The sequence below is a fragment of the Rubrobacter tropicus genome (genome assembly GCF_011492945.1).
In the GTDB taxonomy this organism is placed as follows: Bacteria; Actinomycetota; Rubrobacteria; order Rubrobacterales; family Rubrobacteraceae; genus Rubrobacter_D; species Rubrobacter_D tropicus.
This window is the reverse complement of sequence record NZ_CP045119.1, coordinates 428,803-444,691: the sequence shown is the minus strand read 5'-3', so window position 1 is coordinate 444,691 and position 15,889 is coordinate 428,803. Positions and strand designations below refer to the sequence as shown.

General features: G+C 67.3%; 16 protein-coding genes. 4 read left to right on the top strand and 12 right to left on the bottom strand.

All coding sequences use genetic code 11. The annotated features are described in order from the left end of the window. Nucleotides 1–175 precede the first annotated feature (175 nt). The 7 genes from GBA63_RS02030 to lexA all read right to left on the bottom strand — a co-directional run bounded on the left by GBA63_RS02030 (nt 176) and on the right by lexA (nt 6,956). Nucleotides 176–931: a hypothetical protein gene (locus tag GBA63_RS02030; RefSeq protein WP_166173001.1), complete on the bottom strand. Its 756-nt coding sequence runs from the start codon at nt 929–931 to the stop codon at nt 176–178. Between the two features lie 167 nt (nt 932–1,098). Next, on the bottom strand, nt 1,099–1,431 hold the full coding sequence (locus GBA63_RS02025) for a hypothetical protein (protein ID WP_166172999.1): 333 nt from the start codon (nt 1,429–1,431) through the stop codon (nt 1,099–1,101). 57 nt (nt 1,432–1,488) lie between these two features. Further along, a complete protein-coding gene (locus GBA63_RS02020) occupies nt 1,489–2,568 on the bottom strand; it encodes a winged helix DNA-binding domain-containing protein (RefSeq protein WP_166172997.1) in 1,080 nt (359 codons plus the stop codon). A 10-nt stretch (nt 2,569–2,578) separates the two neighbouring features. Further along, on the bottom strand, nt 2,579–3,385 hold the full coding sequence (locus GBA63_RS02015) for an ABC transporter permease (protein WP_166172995.1): 807 nt from the start codon (nt 3,383–3,385) through the stop codon (nt 2,579–2,581). After that, nucleotides 3,382–4,356, bottom strand: a complete 975-nt coding sequence (locus GBA63_RS02010) for an ATP-binding cassette domain-containing protein (RefSeq protein ID WP_166172993.1) — start codon at nt 4,354–4,356, stop codon at nt 3,382–3,384. The genes GBA63_RS02015 and GBA63_RS02010 overlap by 4 nt, the downstream gene beginning before the upstream one ends. A 166-nt stretch (nt 4,357–4,522) precedes the next feature. Then, nucleotides 4,523–6,076 (bottom strand): hypothetical protein, encoded by a 1,554-nt coding sequence (locus GBA63_RS02005; RefSeq protein WP_166172991.1) that lies wholly within the window; start codon nt 6,074–6,076, stop codon nt 4,523–4,525. A 226-nt stretch (nt 6,077–6,302) separates the two neighbouring features. Further along, a complete protein-coding gene (gene lexA, locus GBA63_RS02000) occupies nt 6,303–6,956 on the bottom strand; it encodes a transcriptional repressor LexA (RefSeq protein ID WP_166172989.1) in 654 nt (217 codons plus the stop codon). Nucleotides 6,957–7,212: 256 nt separating this feature from the next. On the opposite strand from lexA, the gene GBA63_RS01995 reads away from it, so the two are divergent. After that, nucleotides 7,213–7,632 carry a hypothetical protein gene (locus GBA63_RS01995; RefSeq protein ID WP_166172987.1) on the top strand — a complete coding sequence of 140 codons (420 nt, stop codon included), beginning with the start codon at nt 7,213–7,215 and terminating at the stop codon, nt 7,630–7,632. Beyond that, a complete protein-coding gene (locus GBA63_RS01990; RefSeq protein WP_166172985.1) occupies nt 7,632–10,901 on the top strand; it encodes a DNA polymerase III subunit alpha in 3,270 nt (1,089 codons plus the stop codon). The genes GBA63_RS01995 and GBA63_RS01990 overlap by 1 nt, the downstream gene beginning before the upstream one ends. A gap of 2 nt (nt 10,902–10,903) precedes the next feature. Here GBA63_RS01990 and GBA63_RS01985 read toward each other — a convergent pair whose 3' ends face one another. The 3 genes from GBA63_RS01985 to GBA63_RS01975 form a co-directional block, all read right to left on the bottom strand. Continuing rightward, nucleotides 10,904–11,881, bottom strand: a complete 978-nt coding sequence (locus GBA63_RS01985; protein WP_228282436.1) for an HNH endonuclease — start codon at nt 11,879–11,881, stop codon at nt 10,904–10,906. A gap of 91 nt (nt 11,882–11,972) precedes the next feature. Continuing rightward, nucleotides 11,973–12,389, bottom strand: a complete 417-nt coding sequence (locus GBA63_RS01980; RefSeq protein WP_166172981.1) for a type II toxin-antitoxin system VapC family toxin — start codon at nt 12,387–12,389, stop codon at nt 11,973–11,975. A gap of 1 nt (nt 12,390) precedes the next feature. After that, nucleotides 12,391–12,633 carry a type II toxin-antitoxin system prevent-host-death family antitoxin gene (locus GBA63_RS01975; RefSeq protein ID WP_166172979.1) on the bottom strand — a complete coding sequence of 81 codons (243 nt, stop codon included), beginning with the start codon at nt 12,631–12,633 and terminating at the stop codon, nt 12,391–12,393. A gap of 163 nt (nt 12,634–12,796) precedes the next feature. On the opposite strand from GBA63_RS01975, the gene GBA63_RS01970 reads away from it, so the two are divergent. After that, a complete protein-coding gene (locus GBA63_RS01970) occupies nt 12,797–13,324 on the top strand; it encodes a cupin domain-containing protein (protein WP_207957027.1) in 528 nt (175 codons plus the stop codon). Nucleotides 13,325–13,344: 20 nt separating this feature from the next. On the opposite strand, the gene GBA63_RS01965 is transcribed toward GBA63_RS01970, so the two are convergent. Beyond that, nucleotides 13,345–14,493 carry a DEAD/DEAH box helicase gene (locus tag GBA63_RS01965; RefSeq protein WP_166172977.1) on the bottom strand — a complete coding sequence of 383 codons (1,149 nt, stop codon included), beginning with the start codon at nt 14,491–14,493 and terminating at the stop codon, nt 13,345–13,347. Between the two features lie 293 nt (nt 14,494–14,786). On the opposite strand from GBA63_RS01965, the gene GBA63_RS01960 reads away from it, so the two are divergent. Next, the gene (locus GBA63_RS01960) at nt 14,787–15,260 is read left to right on the top strand and encodes a hypothetical protein (protein WP_166172975.1); all 474 of its coding nucleotides are present in this window, start codon (nt 14,787–14,789) and stop codon (nt 15,258–15,260) included. A gap of 20 nt (nt 15,261–15,280) precedes the next feature. Here GBA63_RS01960 and GBA63_RS01955 read toward each other — a convergent pair whose 3' ends face one another. Further along, the gene (locus GBA63_RS01955) at nt 15,281–15,697 is read right to left on the bottom strand and encodes a hypothetical protein (RefSeq protein ID WP_166172973.1); all 417 of its coding nucleotides are present in this window, start codon (nt 15,695–15,697) and stop codon (nt 15,281–15,283) included. Nucleotides 15,698–15,889: the final 192 nt, after the last annotated feature.

Below are 15,889 nucleotides of genomic sequence, written 5' to 3'. Positions count from 1 at the left end.
GTCGGCTTTCAGCCAAAGACAAAAAACTGAAGGCCGAGAGCGAAGGCGAAGCCGGAGCGGCCTGATAGCTGACCGCTCTAGGCTGATGAACGCCCCGCCTGCCGGGTCGACCAACGAAAAAGAGGGCCGGGGTTGAACCCCGGCCCTCACATACCTGTATCGGTAGCGCCCTAAGCTACGAGGCGGCCTTTATCTTGCGGTCGATCTGCTCGATGAGGGTCTCGCGGTTCTTGTTCTTTTTCTCGAACTCCCGCACCTGCTTGAGCTGCCCGGCGGAGAGGCCGTCGAGCCTCTTGGAGACCTCGTCGACGTTGAGATCCTCATAGCTCTGGGTCTTGAGGGCGCCGTAGACGGCAGTCCTGAGCTCGGCCTCACGGGTGGCCTCGACGGTCTCCCGAAGAACCTTCTCGGTCTGTCCGGCCGTCTCTTCGGCAACCCGCAGACCCTGCTGGGCGACCTGCTGGGTGGCCTGGATCCCCTGCTCGGTGGCCTTCTGGGCGGTCCTCAGGCCTTCCCGGGCGTAGGCGAAGGGGGAGAAAAAGTTACGGTAGGCCCCCACCCACTCGCGGCCGAGCGCCTGTAGACCTTCCTGCTGCTTGCGGGCGCTGCGCGCGAAGACGTCCGCCGTGCGGAGGTTCTGCTCCGCCTGGTCCCGCAGGGCCTCGACGCCGCCGCCAAACCAGTCCTGGGCAAAGCTGACGTTGCGCTGCTGGAGCTGCATCAGGCGCACGCCGTTGGCGAACCACTCCTGCGCCGCCCTGGCATTGTCCTCCTGGAGCTTGAAGAACTTGAGCCCGTCCTGGGCCAGCCTGGCGCTCCGACGCTGGGAGGCGGTAAAGCTCTCCGCGAGGGCCTCGTAAGAATCCCGCTGGGCCTCCGTCATCTCCCGCGCAGTGCGGGTCATCTTGTCAATGTTCGTAGTAGTAGCCATCAGTCTTGCCTCCGTTGAAGTAGATCGCTTCCTCTATGTTCTTACTGCATATATGTACCACACTCTCGCAATCCGAAACCTCCGGGCGGCGATTCGCGTGAAATAGTTCACGCGCGCGACGTCCGGCGGCGTCACGGGGAGTCGGTCCAAGTCGGGCTGCTCCGTTCCTAGCGGGGGTCGCGGTGGCGGCCAACCGTGGTGGTGCCGTGGGGTTTCTTGCCGATCCAGGCTACGAACTTCCCGACTTCGGGGTGTGACCTCAAGGCTTCCAGGGTGTTGTAGTGGCGTTCGAGATCTTTGTTGTCCAGGACGGTGTGGATGTGCCGGTGGCAGGGCGGGCAGAGGCCGACGGTGCGGTGGATCTCCCGCCGGTCGAAGGTTTTTTTGTTCCGTTTGTTCTTGTGGCGCGTCCTGGGGACGAGGTGGTGGCGCGTCAGCCGCTCCACGGGCCGGCCGCACAACTCGCACCTCCCACCCCCTGCGCCGTTCGTGTAGTTCACCCGCGTATTTTACTGCCGGGTCGTTTTGGGACGGGTGAGCGCGTTCGCCGTTTGGGATCAGGCAAAACGGATCTCGCGCGCGCCTAGCAAGACCGCTATTTCCCCGAACCGGCCGTCCAGGATTCTCTTCAAACGCGCGCCGGGACGCTCGAACATATCCAGCCGCGCTTCCATGACCTTGCCGGAGAACCGCGCCTCCCAGGCCCCGACCGCCGTCCCGCCCACGAGCACCACGCCGAGGCCGTCCCCGGCCGGTGTGTAGACGCGTCCCCGCACGTCCGGATGCACGAAGCGCTCCCGCCCATCGGGGGCGTACCCCATCGTGTAGCAGTCCCACTTCGGAAGGACGTCCACGGCGTCGGGACCGGGGCCTTCGGCAGCCTCGAAAGCCTGGAGGTCTTGGTACGGCAGGAGGTGGCCGTCTTCGAGCTCGATGGTCTCCACGGTCTCTAGCGCCGCGGCGGCGCGGCCTTTAGAGACGCCGGCCCACCAGCGGAAATCCTCCGGCCGGGCCGGGCCGAAGGCGCGGAGGTACTCGCCGGCGAGCCAGGCGAGGGCTTTGTCGGCGTCGGCCGCGGGCAGGTCGTCGCCGAGCCAGGTTTGGGTGGCGACGTAGCGGAGGGCGTTGGAGCGCGGTCCCTCGGCGCCGACGCGCAGGAGGACGCCCTCACGGGCCATGCCGCTCAGGACGGGCGTCGGGCTGCCATCGTAGCCTGTCGCCTCGCGCAGTTTCTGGCCGAGATCCCTGGCCGTGCTCGGTTCGTCGGCCGCGGCGAGCGCCGCTTCGCGCAGTTCGGGGTAGCGATCTTCTGCGATGCCGAAGTACTTGAGGCGTTGCCTCAGGCCCGACGGCGGCTCGGGGGCGGCGCGGAAAGCGAGGTGGGCCGTCTCGCGCGGGAGGAGGTGGATCGACCCGCGCATCGCCGGCAGCCGGAGCGCCCGCCGATCGGCGTCCAGACGCCTGAAGGCCTCCGTGGTGAAGCCCTTCGCGCGGGCGCGTAGCGAGAGCGGGGCCGACGGGTGGGAGCTGTACACGCCGACGACGGCCCGCAGGGCGGCCTCCACGTCGGGGGATCTGTGTCCCAGGCGCTGGCGGTCGTAGGACCAGCGCCCGGCCTGTTCCTGGATGGCGGACAAGGCGTATCCGCTAGTTTCGGACCCTGGCACGCAGGGCGGAGAAGGCCAGGTAGAACGAGACGAGGCCGACCGCGGCGACGGCGCCGATGGCGGGGAGGAGGTCGGCGAGGACCCAGCCGGAGGAGATCAGGGCCCGCAGTCCCGCCAGAAGGTACGTCACGGGGTTGTAGTCCGCGACGGTGGCGAGCCAGCCGGTCAGCGCCTCCTGCGGCAAGAACGTGGTCGTCAGAAAGGCGAAGGGGAAGAACAGGATAAAGGAGGAGTTGACCGCCGCCGGGTTGCCGGTCCTGAGCGCGATGGCGTAGGGAAAACCCGTGAAGGCGAGCCCCCAGAGACCGCTGAGAAGCAGGAACGCGAGCACGCCCAGGGGCCCGGTCGCGAAGCCGACGCCGAGGATAAAGCCGAGGACGAGAACAGGCACGCAGAGCGCGATGACGAGCACGAGGTCGGCGGCCATCAGGCCGAGCAGCAGGCTGTAGCGGCTCACGGGGGAGACGAGCAGCCTGTCGAAGTAGCCGGACTGGATGTCCGTGACCAGCGCGGACGCCCTGGAGATGCCCGTCACGGCGAAGACGATGGCGACGGGCAACTGGAACGCCTCGAAGTCCTCGACGCCCGCGAACGAGGAGATGTCCGCGAGCGCCCCGACGTTCACGGCGAAGAAGAAGATCGGGACTATGAGCGCCGGTATGAGCGCCTCCGGCTCGCGTGGTATGGCCCGCAGGGCCCTCCCCGCGACGCTTACGAGGTCCCGCCAGAAACCCGCTGGCCGCGCCCCGACGCGCCCGTCGCCCACTTCGATGCTGGCCCCTGTCATCGTCCCTCCTCGTCCGTGTCCGCGCCGTCGTCCGTGCCGAGCCTGTTGCCGGTTACCTCCAGAAAGACGTCGTCGAGGGTCGGGGTGCGGAGGGTCAGCCTCTCCACGGCAACGCCCGACTCTTCGAGCGCCACGGCCACCTTGCCGACTACGCGCGGGCCGTCGGGGGTCGCGACGGTAAGCTCCTCGCCGTGGACGTCCACCCTCTCGACAGCCTCCAGGCCGCGCAGCTTCTCGACCGCGCCGTTCGCCTCGCCGCGGGTGCGGGCGACGACGATGTCCTGGCCCACGGAGCGCTTGAGGTCTTCGGGCGTGCCCTCGGCGGCGATGCGGCCCGCGTCGATGATGCCCACCCTGTCGGCGAGACGGTCCGCCTCCTCCAGGTACTGGGTCGTGAGAAAGATGGTGACGCCCAGTTCATCGTTCAGGCGTCTCACCTCCTCCCAGACCTTCTGGCGGCTTACGGGATCGAGGCCGGTGGTCGGCTCGTCGAGGAAGAGGACGTCCGGGTTGTGGACGAGGGCGGCGGCCAGGTCGAGGCGGCGGCGCATCCCGCCGGAGTAGCCGCCGACGCGCCGGTCGAGGGCGTCGCCGAGGTCTATGAGCTCGCCGAGCTCGGCGAGGCGGCGCTTGGTCTCGCCGGTGGTCAGGCCGTAGAGGCGTCCCTGGAGGTGCAGGATCTCGGCGCCCGTCTGCTGCGCGTCGAGCGCCGCCTCCTGCAACGCCACCCCGATCCGGAGCCGGACCTCGTGCGGCTCGGAGACGACGTCCCGTCCGGCGACCGTGGCGCGGCCGGCAGTCGGAGACAGCAGGGTAACAAGCATCCTGACCGTCGTGGTCTTGCCGGCCCCGTTCGGGCCGAGGAAGCCGTAGATCTCACCCGGCTTTACGGAGAGGTCTACCCCGTCGACCGCCGCGTTCTCCCCGAACCGCCGGACGAGGCCCTCGGCCCTGATCGCGGTTCCATTCAAAGATGCCCCTCGCGCGCCCAAACCCCTACCGCCTCCCCGCTTTTTGCCCGTGTTTCGACGTGTTGTTTCTGCCAATAATTCTACTTGCAAAGCCCTCTATTCCATCGGTCGGTTCGCCCGAGCGATGGCCGGTTTGACGCTTTCTGCTGGCGGTCTGCGGGGCGATTTAGCCGGTGCGCAGACGGTACAGGCGGGCCCTGCCGGGAGAGATTACGGGGTAGAGGTACTGGGGCGGCGTCCCGCCAAGGTTGGTCTGGACGAACGCGCCGTCCGCCCCGGCCGAGGGGTCGAACACCTCCACGCCCCTGACGAGGTTGGAGATGGTCAGGCGGGCCTTCGCCGCCCGGTTGGGGCCGCGGTTCGCGACGAGCATGTACCGCTCGGAGGGGGCACCCGGCTTGTTGAAGAAGCTCAGGATGACCGCGCTCCCGGTGGCGGCCCTGACGTAAGGGTTTCCCCTGAAGGGTTGGGCGCCGCGCGGCGGCTTTGGCTCGTTGGCGTGGGTCACGGAGGTGGAGGTGAGGGGCAAGAGGACGGCGCCCACCCTTCGCAGGTACTCGTTCGCCCTTTGGGCGTAGTTGTAGAGAAAAGTGCGCTGGCCGGCGCGCGTGATCAGGGCGTTGCCGAACCTGATACCGTTGCCGCTGGCCGGGGTCCAGTAGGTGAAGTACTGGATGCCCTTCACCCCGTAGGCGAGGGCCACGTTGAGCTGCCAGAAGAGCTCTGCCTCGTCGGGCGACCGGCGCGGCGCGAGCCCGATGCCCCGCCCGTCGAAGCCCATGCTCTGCACGAACCCCCAGGAGGGCACCCCGAAACGGAGCGCGAAACGCCTGATGACCGCGTGGTTGTAGAAGTAGTCTGTGGTGGTCCGTTCGTTCGCCAACAGCGGGTAGTGGTCGAAGCTCAGGAAAGGCGGGGCGATGGCCGAGTTGGGATACTGCGTCTCGTTCATGTAGTAGTTGAGGTAGGCCTCGTAGGACGGGGCTTCGAGCGCGTTGCTGGGAGACGCGTAGGAAGGCCAGGCGTTCACGTACGGCAACTCCTCGCCGCCGAACACCCGCTCGACCTCCTCTCTGGCGAACCGGAGGGTGGGGAACAGGCTCCTGCCCGGCTCGTCGTAGAGGAAGATGCCGGCGAGCGCCGGGTACTGGCCGTTGCCGAACCTGACCTGAAGCTCCTGGATCCTCTGCGTGATCGCCGCCGGGTCGGCGGCCGCCTGCGCCCGCACGTCCTGCTCGGAATCCTGCTCGTTGAGGGCCTGCAACACGCCCTCAGGCTCCTCCTGTCCCCCCGCCCGGGCGGCCTGGGCGGGGGCCGTGCCCTCGATGGCGTTGCGCAGCCTGCCGTCGTCGAGCACGAGCCGCAGGCCGTTCGGCCCGCAGGCTTCCAGGGCGAGCCTGTTCGCCCTGTCGTTGCTCACGCCGTTGCCGCCGATGACGGTGTTGAAGTTCGCCCCGGCGAGCTCCGCGTAGCGCCTCGCCGTCTCCGACGCGGGATCGGGGTTCGTGTTTGGCACGGGCGGCGGCGGCCACCACGCCGCGATCGGATACCTGCCGTCGTTCAAGATGGCCGGCCCGCCCACCGTCTGCGCCAGGCCGGCCCCCGAAGGGAGCAGCGAGCCGGGGAAAAGCGAGAGCCCGGCCCCAAGGCCCGCCAACTTCAGGAAACGGGAGCGACTGACCCCACCGCCCAAAACCCCGCGATCTTCAGTGCCAGCCAAAACCCCTCCTAAACCCTTTTTACGGAAGCGGCCACCCCCGAAGACAGCCCCAAACCCACGCACCAACGCCACAAAGCTTACATCGCCAAGAAAACGATGCTTGTTAGTCCTCTCACTTTACGGCAGCTCCGTGCAGAACGCCAGCTTTCAGCTTTCAGCGGTCAGCTTTCAGCGAGGGCAAAAAAGCCGACCGCTGAAAGCTGAGGCGAAGCCGGAGCGGGCCGATTCAGGGACGTCTTCCCCGCGGCGGGTGGACGACGTAGACCACGCGCCCCTGGACTTCCGCCTCCTCGGCGGGCACGACGAGGTCCTCGTGGTCCCCGTTCTCGGGCCTGAGCCTCACGAACTCCCCGGCCTCGCCCCTCTCGCGGAAGATCCTCTTTACGGTTACCTCCTCCCCGCCCCGCAAGAGCGCCACGACGACCTCGCCGTCCGCCGGGTCTTCGTCCTCCTCGACAACGAGCAGGTCACCGTCGGCTATGTGGGCCCCGATCATGGACTGCCCCACCACCCTCAGCAGGTACCGCCGACGCCCCGAACGGGACCCGACGAGCTCGGCGGCCAGCGAGTACGCCCCGTCCACGGCCGCCACGGCCTCCAGCCCGCGACCAGCGGCGATGCGCCCGAGCAGCGGCATCTCCCCGACCACCTCCCAACCTTTCCCCGTTAGCCTGATGCCCCGCGCCCTCCGCGACGCGCCCTCCCGCTCGACGTAGCCGGCCTCTTCCAACTTCTTGAGGTGCTTGTAGGCCGTCTGGGAACTCCGCAACCCGACGGCCTCCCCCAGCTCGCGCACGGTCGGCGCCCCGCCCCCCCCGGCGCCCAGGCGGGCCAGGTGCCGGAGCATCTCCAACCTCTTCCCCCAGTTCTCAGGGACCATCTCCGCTCCCTCTGTCGCCGTGCCGCGGGAACACTCTAGCGGATCTTGCCCTAGACCGCAAACAATAGTTTGTGGTAGCGTGAAAGAAAAATAGAGGAGCGCCCCCACCCCGGGCCCCGGCGACCGAACGGCGACCAACCAGTAGCGGTCTTCGGGGGTTTGAGGAGGCGAGGACGCCCTTCGTCCGGATTATACCGGGCGGCGCGGGTCCTCCCCACCCCTGGCTCGGCTGCCGGCGCTCTGGGAGGAGGATCTCTTGGAAGCGAGCGTCGCCGAGATACACGCCTACCCGGCGAGGCCCGATGGGTTCGAGGAGCCGTTGTTTCCCACCAGCGGGTCGAAGCGGGCGGTCGTCGAGCATTTGCTTCGGGCGCCGTGGCTCTCGCGGGCCTCGGAGCTGGCCGGGACCGGGGGACAGGCCGCCCGCGTCAGGCGGGAGCCGGTCGAGGTCGAGAACCTCCGCGGTCGCGTGCGGGTCACGCGGACCTCGGGCCGGGGGCGTTCACGTAAAGCGTGGATCGTGGAGGGTCTCGTTCGCTGGCGGGAGGTCGGGTGGTGGTGGGACGAGGACAGGGCGGCCGACAGGACCACGGCCAGGGTGCTCCTCTCCGACGGAACGGTGGCGGATCTCACCCGGGAGCAAGGCGGCTGGTTCGTGGTCGGGGTGCTGGATTGATGGCCTCCCACCACTTCGTCCACCTGCACGTAAGGAGCGGCTTCTCCTACGGATACGGGACGGCGACGCCGGAGGAGTTGGTCGAGGAGGCCGCCGGCATGGGGATGAGGTCCCTCGCCCTCACCGACCGCGACGGGTTGTACGGCATCCCGCGCTTTCTGGAGGTCGCCGGGGAGGCGGGTATATCTCCCATCGTAGGGGCCGAGATCTGCATCGAAGGCGGCGGATACCTGGTTCTGCTGGCCGAAGGGATGGAAGGGTATCGCTCGCTCTGCAGGCTCATCACGGCCTACAGGTGCTCGTCTGGGGACAGGCGCAAACCGGCGTGCCCGCTCGCGACCCTTCTGGACCACGCCGAAGGTCTCGTCTGCCTGACGGGGGCCGTTCCCTTCGGCCTCGTCCCCCGCCTCGTTCTCTCCGGTCAGGGCGCCCGCGCGGAGAGGGTCGCGGACCTTTTGGGGGAAGCGTTCGGGCGGGACGGGGTCTTCGTGGAGCTCACGGACGACGGGACCGCCGGCAGCCGAAGAAGGATGGGACAGGTCGCGGCGTTGGCCCGGAAAAGAGGTCTGCCGGTCCTGGCGACCAACGAGGTGTCTTACCTGCGGCCGGGGGACCATCGCCTGCACGAGGTCCTCGTCGCCGCCTCGCACCTCTCGCGCCTGCCGGGGCCGGAGTACAGGCCGACAGATCAGCTCTATCTAAAAACTCCCGAAAAGATGCGCCGGCTCTTCGAGGACCGCCCGGAGGCCCTGGCATGCGCCGCGGCGGTGGCGGAGCGCTGCGCCGGCGCGGTGGACCTCTCCGGGAGAGTACACGTGCCGGCCGCCAGGGTCCCGCGGGGATCTTCGGCGTGGAGGACTATAAGGAGGATGGCTTTCGCGGGGGCGAGGAAGCGTTACGGGAAGGCCGGCGAAGACCCGACGCTCGGGGAGGTGGCGGCCCGGCTAAAGCGAGAGCTCGGGTGCATAGAGAAGCTGGGGTTCGCGCCATACTTCCTGGTGGCGTGCGAGGCGCGGGAGATCGCGCGCTCCAGAGGCATCCCGGTGACGGGCCGGGGGAGCGCGGCGAACAGCCTGGTCTCGTACTGTCTGGAGTTGACCCAGCCCGAGCCGTTCGGCAACGGGCTCCTCTTCGAGCGGTTCATGCACGAGGGTCGCAAAGACCCGCCGGACATAGACCTGGACTTCTGCTCGCTCCGGCGCGACGAGGTCCGCTTCGAGATGGTCCGGCGCCACGAAAGGAGCGGTGCCGCGGAGGCGGCCACGGTCCAGACCATGTCCCTGCGGGGGGCGGTGAGGGTCGCGGCCCGCGCGCTCGGACACCAGCCTGGCGAGATAAACGACCTCAGCCGGCACGTCCCTACCCGCTTCAGGGACCGCGACCGGGTCTACGCGGGCCTCGACGGCTGGAAGGAGGCGCTCTCCGAACCGGCCATGCGGAACCACCCCTTGCAGGACGTGGAGAGATACCGGCTCCTTCTGGAGCTCTCGGCGGGTCTCCTCGGGCGCGTCAGGGAGGCGGGGACGCACAGCGGCGGGATGGTCTTCGGGACGGCCGAGCGCCACCTCTCCGAGCTCGTGCCGCTAGAGCCCTCGGGGAAGGAGGGGCTGCTGCGCTGCCAGTACGACAAGGACGACCTGGAGCGGATCGGCATCCCCAAGCTCGACCTGCTGGGCCTGAGGATGCACACCGCGCTGCACAGGGCAGGCGTCCTCGCAACGAAGAGAACGGGCCGGAAGGTAGACCCCTACGACCTGCCGCCCGAGGACGGGGACACCTACGCGCTCATCAGGACCGGCCGGAACGCCGGGATGTTCCAGCTCGAGTCCCCGGGTCAGATGCATTTGAGCCGGCGTCTCCGGCCCGAGAAGTTCACGGACCTTGTGGCCCAGATCTCGCTCTTCAGGCCCGGACCCGTCAGGGGAGACCTCATAACCCCTTTTATACAGAGGAAGAACGAAGAAGGACGGAGCGCGGAGATCCTACCCGAATTAAGGGAAGTGCTGCGCCGGACTTATGGCGTCCTCGTCTACCAGGAGCAGGTCCTCGCCGTGGCGAACGCCGTGGCCGGTTTCTCCCTCACAGAGGGGGACATGCTCCGCCGCGCCATGACCAAAGACCGGGGCCCGGGCGCGATGAACGGGCTGCGCCGCGAGTTCCTGGACCGGGCGGGCGAGAAAGGCGTTACGGCCGTCAGGGCGAGCGAGGTCTTCTCCTGGATGGAGGGCTTCTCCGTCTACGGCTTCTCGGCAGCCCACGCCGCCTCCTTCGCCGAGCTCTCCTACGCATCGGCGTACATGAGGACCCACTACCCGGCCGAGTTCTTCGCCGCCCTTCTAAACTCGCAGCCGATGGGCTTCTACAGCCCCAGGCTGCTGTTGAACGAGGCGCGCAGGATCGGGCTCGAAGTGCTCCCACCCGACATCCACCTCTCCGAAGCAGAATTCGCCGTCGAAGCCGGAGCCGCGCTCCGCGTGGGCCTCCGCTACTGCAAGGGCCTCTCGGAGAAGGCTATATCTTCGATCCTCTCAGGTCGTCGCGAAAGGCCTTTCGCCTCCGTCACCGACCTGTACGGGAGGACCGCGGTCGAGAAAGACTCGCTGGAGAACCTCATCAAGGGCGGCTTTCTGGACGATCTACCAGGAGAGCCCGGCCGGTCACGGCTGCTCGACGAGGCCATGACCCTACCGAAGAAGCGGAGGCGCGGGGAGCAGCCGGAGATACCCCTGAGGCACCCGGCGAGCTGGTGGACGACGCGGGAGAGGAGGGGCATCGAGCACCTGCCCCTTGCCGAGACCGCCCGAGAAAAGATGGAGTGGGAGGTCCTCGGCCTCAACGCCCGCAGGCATCCGCTGCTGCCCTACCGGGCGGCGCTCAGAGAGTTGGGAGCGGTTTCGAGCGAGGAGATAAGGAGACTTCCCCACGGCACCCGGGCCCGCGCCGCGGGCCTCATAGAGTGCCTGCAGAGCCCGCCGACAAAGAGCGGCCACCGGGTGTACTTCCTCCTGATAGAAGACGAAAGCGGCCTATTGCAGGCGACCCTCTTCCGTTCGGCATACCAGAGGTGCGGGGACCTGCTCCACCGCGAGGGCGCCTTCCTTCTAGAGGGCCGGGTGGAGCAGACAGCCGCCAGGGGTTTCGCTTTCCTGGTCGACAGCGCGCGGAGCCTGCGGGAAGCCCTGGCCGGGGCCGCGGTGCCGACGCCGCGGGTCACGCCTTCGCCGGGGGCCTTCCTGCGGGCGGGGAGGCGGAGCAGAAAGGCCAGTTAGGGCTATCTCGCACGGAATACGTTCTCATGATGCCACCGCAGCGACTCGATGTCCGGCCAGAAGGGTTTTTGCGAGGGGCCCACGATACCGCGCCCTTCGAGGTTGGTCAGATAACCGGGAAGGTTGGCGGAGGTGGTCAGTTGGGGGGAAGCCGAGATCTCGTACCCCGACGACACCCACATGAGCCCCTCGTCGAACACCCAGTGGCACATCCGACAGAGAGCCATGCCGTTGGCAGGCCGGTCGTCCCGCGTCTCGCTCCACGGGACGATGTGCGCCGCCGCGACGGCCGTGTGCCCGTCGAGCGTGCGGACGCGGATGCCGCACAGGGCGCAACGGTGGCGGTACGCGGTCACGACGGCGCGCCTGAAACCCTGGTCGCGGACGGCGGGACGGTACGCCTCCTCGACGGGCAGCGCCTCTTTCACTCTGGGATCTTCGGGATGTTTCAGCAACTCCTCGCTGTAGACGAAGGCGCCGCGATTGATGAAGCTCTGTTCCAAGACGATGCTTCTAGTTTCTGAAGAGAAGTAAGTCTCGATCAGGACGCTTCGTAGCCGGTCGCGGTACTCTTTTATTAGGACAAAGTCGTAGAGGTCCTCGTCCAGACGAGCCCCGAGGACCTCTTCCTGGAGCCGGGACAGCGACGAGATCTGCGGGCCGATCCGGGCGTCCTCGTGCTTCGGTAGCAGGTGCCAGAAGCCATCACTCTGCAAGTGAAAGAAGGGCAGCGCGAGGTTGCCCGAACGGCCGAAAGGCAGGACGCGCTCCCAGTACCGACCGAACAATTCCGCAAGATCGTCCGTGATCTCGACGAGGTTCGAGAAGACCTTGCCGGATTCAAAAAGATCCAAAACGCAGAGAAGCAGGAGCGGTTTGTGCGGAGCCTGGTGTGCCGTGACCCCGGACCACCCCTTTCGGTTCCTGTTGGTCCTTAGCCGGGCGAAACGCTCCGCGTAGCCGTCTATCCCATCACCCATCAACGTGCAAGCATATTAGCCGCCACGCTTCTTCTCGCGCCAGTCTCGAACCGTGTCGAGGTGTGTGCTCCGCAAACCAACGGCAGCATCCCTAGCCAGAGGACTCGAACGGGTTGAGGAGCCGCACGCCGGTACGGGCGACGTCGGAGGTGTTGCGGGTGACGAAGGTCATGTTCCTGACCCTGGCGGTGGCGGCCATCAAACTATCGACCACGGGTACGGGGCCGGGTACGTTCATCCTCCCCCACTCCTCCGCGGTCTCGGCATCGACGGGTATGATCCGATCAGCGTAGTCCCTGAGAACGGTGGTTAGCCAGGCTTCGTAGACCTCCGCCTGCACGGGGTCTCTTCCTTCGAGAAGCCCGATACCCCGTCTGACTTCCCCGAGCGTCAGGACGCTCAGGTACAGATCCTCTACTGGCACGGAGGAGATCCAACGCTTCACCCGCTCGGCGCCCCGTGGCTTGCGCGCTTCGAAGATGACGTTCGTATCGAGTAGATACTTCACCTTACAGGTCTACGTCCCGCGGCATCTCCTTGGGCCGTTCCAGATCCAGCACACTCAAGTCCGGCCCGGATAACAGAAATTCCTTGAAGTCCGGCTTCTTTTCACCCGTCCGCCCGTACTCCTCCGCCGAAACCACAACGACCACCTCCTTCCCGTGCCTGGTGACCACCTGCGGCCCCTCCTCTAGCGTCCGCCGCACCAACTCGCTGAACCTCTGCTTGGCCTCTTGCAACTGCCAGGTCATGCTCTCACTCCTACATTTTCTGTCCAGTCTGTCCAGATTATAGGCCTGGACGCAGGAGAGATCCAGGCGAGTGTCGGCCCTCCGTACCACGCCCGAGGCTGGCGCCGTCGGCGGCCCGACGTCTAAGATGTTCTCCAGGATAGACAGACCTTGGGGAGGTTCCATGCAAGGGCGAATGCCGGGCATCGATGTACGAGAGTACCTCTTCGAGGACGACGGTCTCATCCCTAACAATCCGACACTGCCACTGCTCTTCTACCCGCAGGCGCTGCCAGAGGACGAACAGAACCCTTCGCGCTGCAAAGGGCTACTCGCCGAGAACGGCTGGGGCGGCGCCTGGGTGAACGGCGTCTTCCCGTACCACCACTACCACAGCACGTCCCACGAGGTCCTGTGCGTGGTCGGCGGTGAGGCGCGCATAACTTTCGGCGGTCCCGAAGGTGAGACCGTCGAAGTGAGGGCGGGCGACGTGGTGGTCATCCCGGCGGGGGTGGGGCATTGTAGAGAAAGCTCCGGCGGCGGGTTCACCGTGGTCGGGGCGTACCCGCGCGGCCAGGAGAACTACGACCTGAGAACCGGCGAAGAGGGCGAACGGCCCGGGGTACTTGAGAACATCCGCGACGTCCCGATGCCGGAGACGGACCCCCTCTTCGGCGGGGAGGGTCCGCTACTCCGGCGCTGGCCGGGATAAGTGCCTCCTACGCCGCCGACTCAGGCGGAGAGGGAGAGCCGGCTCTCGCGGACCTCGACGGGCAGGGCGCGTTGGATCTTCTTGAAGTCCCTCACCTCGGCCTCGCCAACGAGCGTTACGGCCACGCCTTCCTTGCCGGCCCGCGCGGTGCGGCCGATGCGGTGGACGTAGGTCTCGGTGTCCTCGGGCAGATCGTAGTTGACTACGTGCGAGACGTTCGGGATGTCGAGCCCGCGCGAGGCGACGTTGGTTGCGACCAGGATGCGGGTCCGGCCCTTGGTGAAGCCGTCGAGCGTCTTCGTGCGCTGCGCCTGCGTCTTGCCGCCGTGTAGGAGGGCCGCCCTGTAGCCGGCCTTCTCGAGCTGGCGGTGCAGCTTGGTTGCGCCGTGCTTGGTGCGGCGGAAGACTATAGCCACGGGGTCCTTCTCGGCGTCGATGAGGGCCCGCAGGGCGCGGGTCTTGTCCTTGCCGTCGAGGCGGTAGTAGACCTGCTCGACGGTGTCGACCGTGGGGGCCTCGGACTCGACCGTCAGGTAGCGGGGGGAGCGCATGTGGCGCTTGACCATGCCCTTGATCGCGTCCGGCATCGTCGCCGAGAAGAGGGCGGTCTGCCGTTCGTTCGGGGTGTGGGAGAGGATGCGGCCCACGTCCGGGGCAAAGCCCATGTCCAGCATCCGGTCGGCCTCGTCGAGCACGAGGTAGCGCACCGCGTTCAACCGCAGCGTGCCGCGCTGGAGGTGGTCGAGGATGCGCCCGGGCGTGCCGACGACGACGGAGGTTGCGCGGTTTTTGAGGGCCTTGATCTGGGGCCCTATGCCGACGCCGCCGCATAGGACTACCGGACGAACCGGGCTGTAGCGGGAGAGGTTCGAGATCTCCGTCGCGGCCTGAGACGCGAGTTCCCGCGTCGGCACGAGCACGAGCGCCTGGACGCCCCGCGGCTTCCTATCCAGGCTCTCTATGAGGGGTATGGCGAAGGCGGCGGTCTTGCCGCTGCCGGTCTGGGCGAGGCCGACGACGTCTTCGCCGTCTAGAAGCTCGGGCATCGCCAGAGCCTGGATGGGCGTCGGGGTCTCCCAGCCCTGGCCGGCGACGGCCCGTCGGACGTTCTCGGAGATGGGCAGGTCTGTGAACGAGGCCGTTCGGACCTCGTGTATGGTCTCTGTCAAGGTGGTGCGCTTCCTCTCTCTCGCTGGTCAGTAGTCGCCACAATAAGGAGCGTACGTCGTGGGCTACCGCTCAACGTGAGGAGATAGACGCAAAGCACAAAAAAAGAGATGCGCTTCGGGCATCTCGAAGATCGTGGACGTAAGTTCTTTATCGCGTAACGGAGGGGAGTATACCGCACGTTCGCCCGTATTCGAGGCGGGGATCGTCACGGGTAGGTTTCCGTTTGCGGGGGTATAGATTGCGCGTCGGGCCCGGCCCGGCGCCACGGCCAACGCTGACGGGAGGACGGACGATGACGGAGCCCACGGGCACAGAGAGTTTTCCCGAGCTTTTCGGGGTCATAGAAAACTACGCGCGGGGCGACCACAACCACCAGGTAAAGGCGCTGCGCGTGATCTCCGCCGCCTACCTCCCCCTCTTCGAAGTCCCCCCGATGCCGGACGCCAAACGGGTGGTCGAGGAGGTGCTCCGGGCCAACGACTACCTGCTGATCGACCCCGAGTCAGGCGGGCTGGAGCCGGCCGCCGTGGATGCCGTGGTGAGCGTGGCGACTTCCAGGCTGGATCAGTCAGACATCCAGTGGGGCGCCGGATGCCTCCTCGAAATAATGGACGCCCTGAGGCAACGGGCGCGAACCGATGGCTACGGCACCTACGTGCTGGACGCCGAGGACGTCCTCGACGGCCTGGAATCGATACTCGCCGCCGACATCGTGGAAGACGCCATCGAAGACGCGATCGTGGAAGCCCTGGAAGACGAGACCTGACCCGCCAGAGGCCCCGAACGCTAAAATTCGTTGGTGTCCGCCCCGCCCTCGGGTTCCCCGGAAGCTTCTCCGCTCCCCAGCATCTCACGTAGCTCCCGCACCTGATCCTCCAAGAGCTGCAGGCGTTCTTCGACGAGGGCGAATCGGTCTGCCACCTCGCCCCTGAAGTCCTCCTCGGAACCCTCCGAACCGCCTCCCAGGAGCTTGCCCGCGAGGCCTCCACCGGCGAGCCCCGCGGCGGCGCCCGCGAGCCCCGAAGACCCCCCGCGGCGGTCCGTCAGGCGGCCCGCCAGGTCTTCCATGGCGCCCACGTCGAAGCCACTCCGTTTGCGGCCCGGGCTTCCTCCGCCGCCACGCTTCGAGCCCCCACGCACGCGCTCCCGCACGCGGCCCTGCGCGCGACCCTGCGATCCCCCGCGCCTGCCCCTTCTGCCCATGTCAGGTCTCCTCCGTCCTCGCCGACGCCTCGCGTAAACGGAATAGCTGTACCCGGAGAAAGTCCGGCGTAACCTCTGCCTCTTTCGTTCGGTACGGATCGGTCCATGCGCCACCGCAGCGACAGGATGCGGGGGAAACTCATGCTCGGGTCGACCCCGGTCTGGCCTTTCGCCCCAGCCAGCCCGACGCGT

Excerpts from the sequence above, each read along its gene's own strand:
- GBA63_RS02030 (WP_166173001.1), bottom strand. The coding sequence starts at position 931 with ATGGCTACTACTACGAACATTGACAAGATGACCCGCACTGCGCGGGAG.
- GBA63_RS02015 (WP_166172995.1), bottom strand. The coding sequence starts at position 3,385 with ATGACAGGGGCCAGCATCGAAGTGGGCGACGGGCGCGTCGGGGCGCGG.
- lexA (WP_166172989.1), bottom strand. The coding sequence starts at position 6,956 with ATGGTCCCTGAGAACTGGGGGAAGAGGTTGGAGATGCTCCGGCACCTG.
- GBA63_RS01990 (WP_166172985.1), top strand. The coding sequence starts at position 7,632 with ATGGCCTCCCACCACTTCGTCCACCTGCACGTAAGGAGCGGCTTCTCC.
- GBA63_RS01985 (WP_228282436.1), bottom strand. The coding sequence starts at position 11,881 with ATGGGTGATGGGATAGACGGCTACGCGGAGCGTTTCGCCCGGCTAAGG.
- GBA63_RS01975 (WP_166172979.1), bottom strand. The coding sequence starts at position 12,633 with ATGACCTGGCAGTTGCAAGAGGCCAAGCAGAGGTTCAGCGAGTTGGTG.
- GBA63_RS01970 (WP_207957027.1), top strand. The coding sequence starts at position 12,797 with ATGCAAGGGCGAATGCCGGGCATCGATGTACGAGAGTACCTCTTCGAG.
- GBA63_RS01960 (WP_166172975.1), top strand. The coding sequence starts at position 14,787 with ATGACGGAGCCCACGGGCACAGAGAGTTTTCCCGAGCTTTTCGGGGTC.
- GBA63_RS01955 (WP_166172973.1), bottom strand. The coding sequence starts at position 15,697 with ATGGGCAGAAGGGGCAGGCGCGGGGGATCGCAGGGTCGCGCGCAGGGC.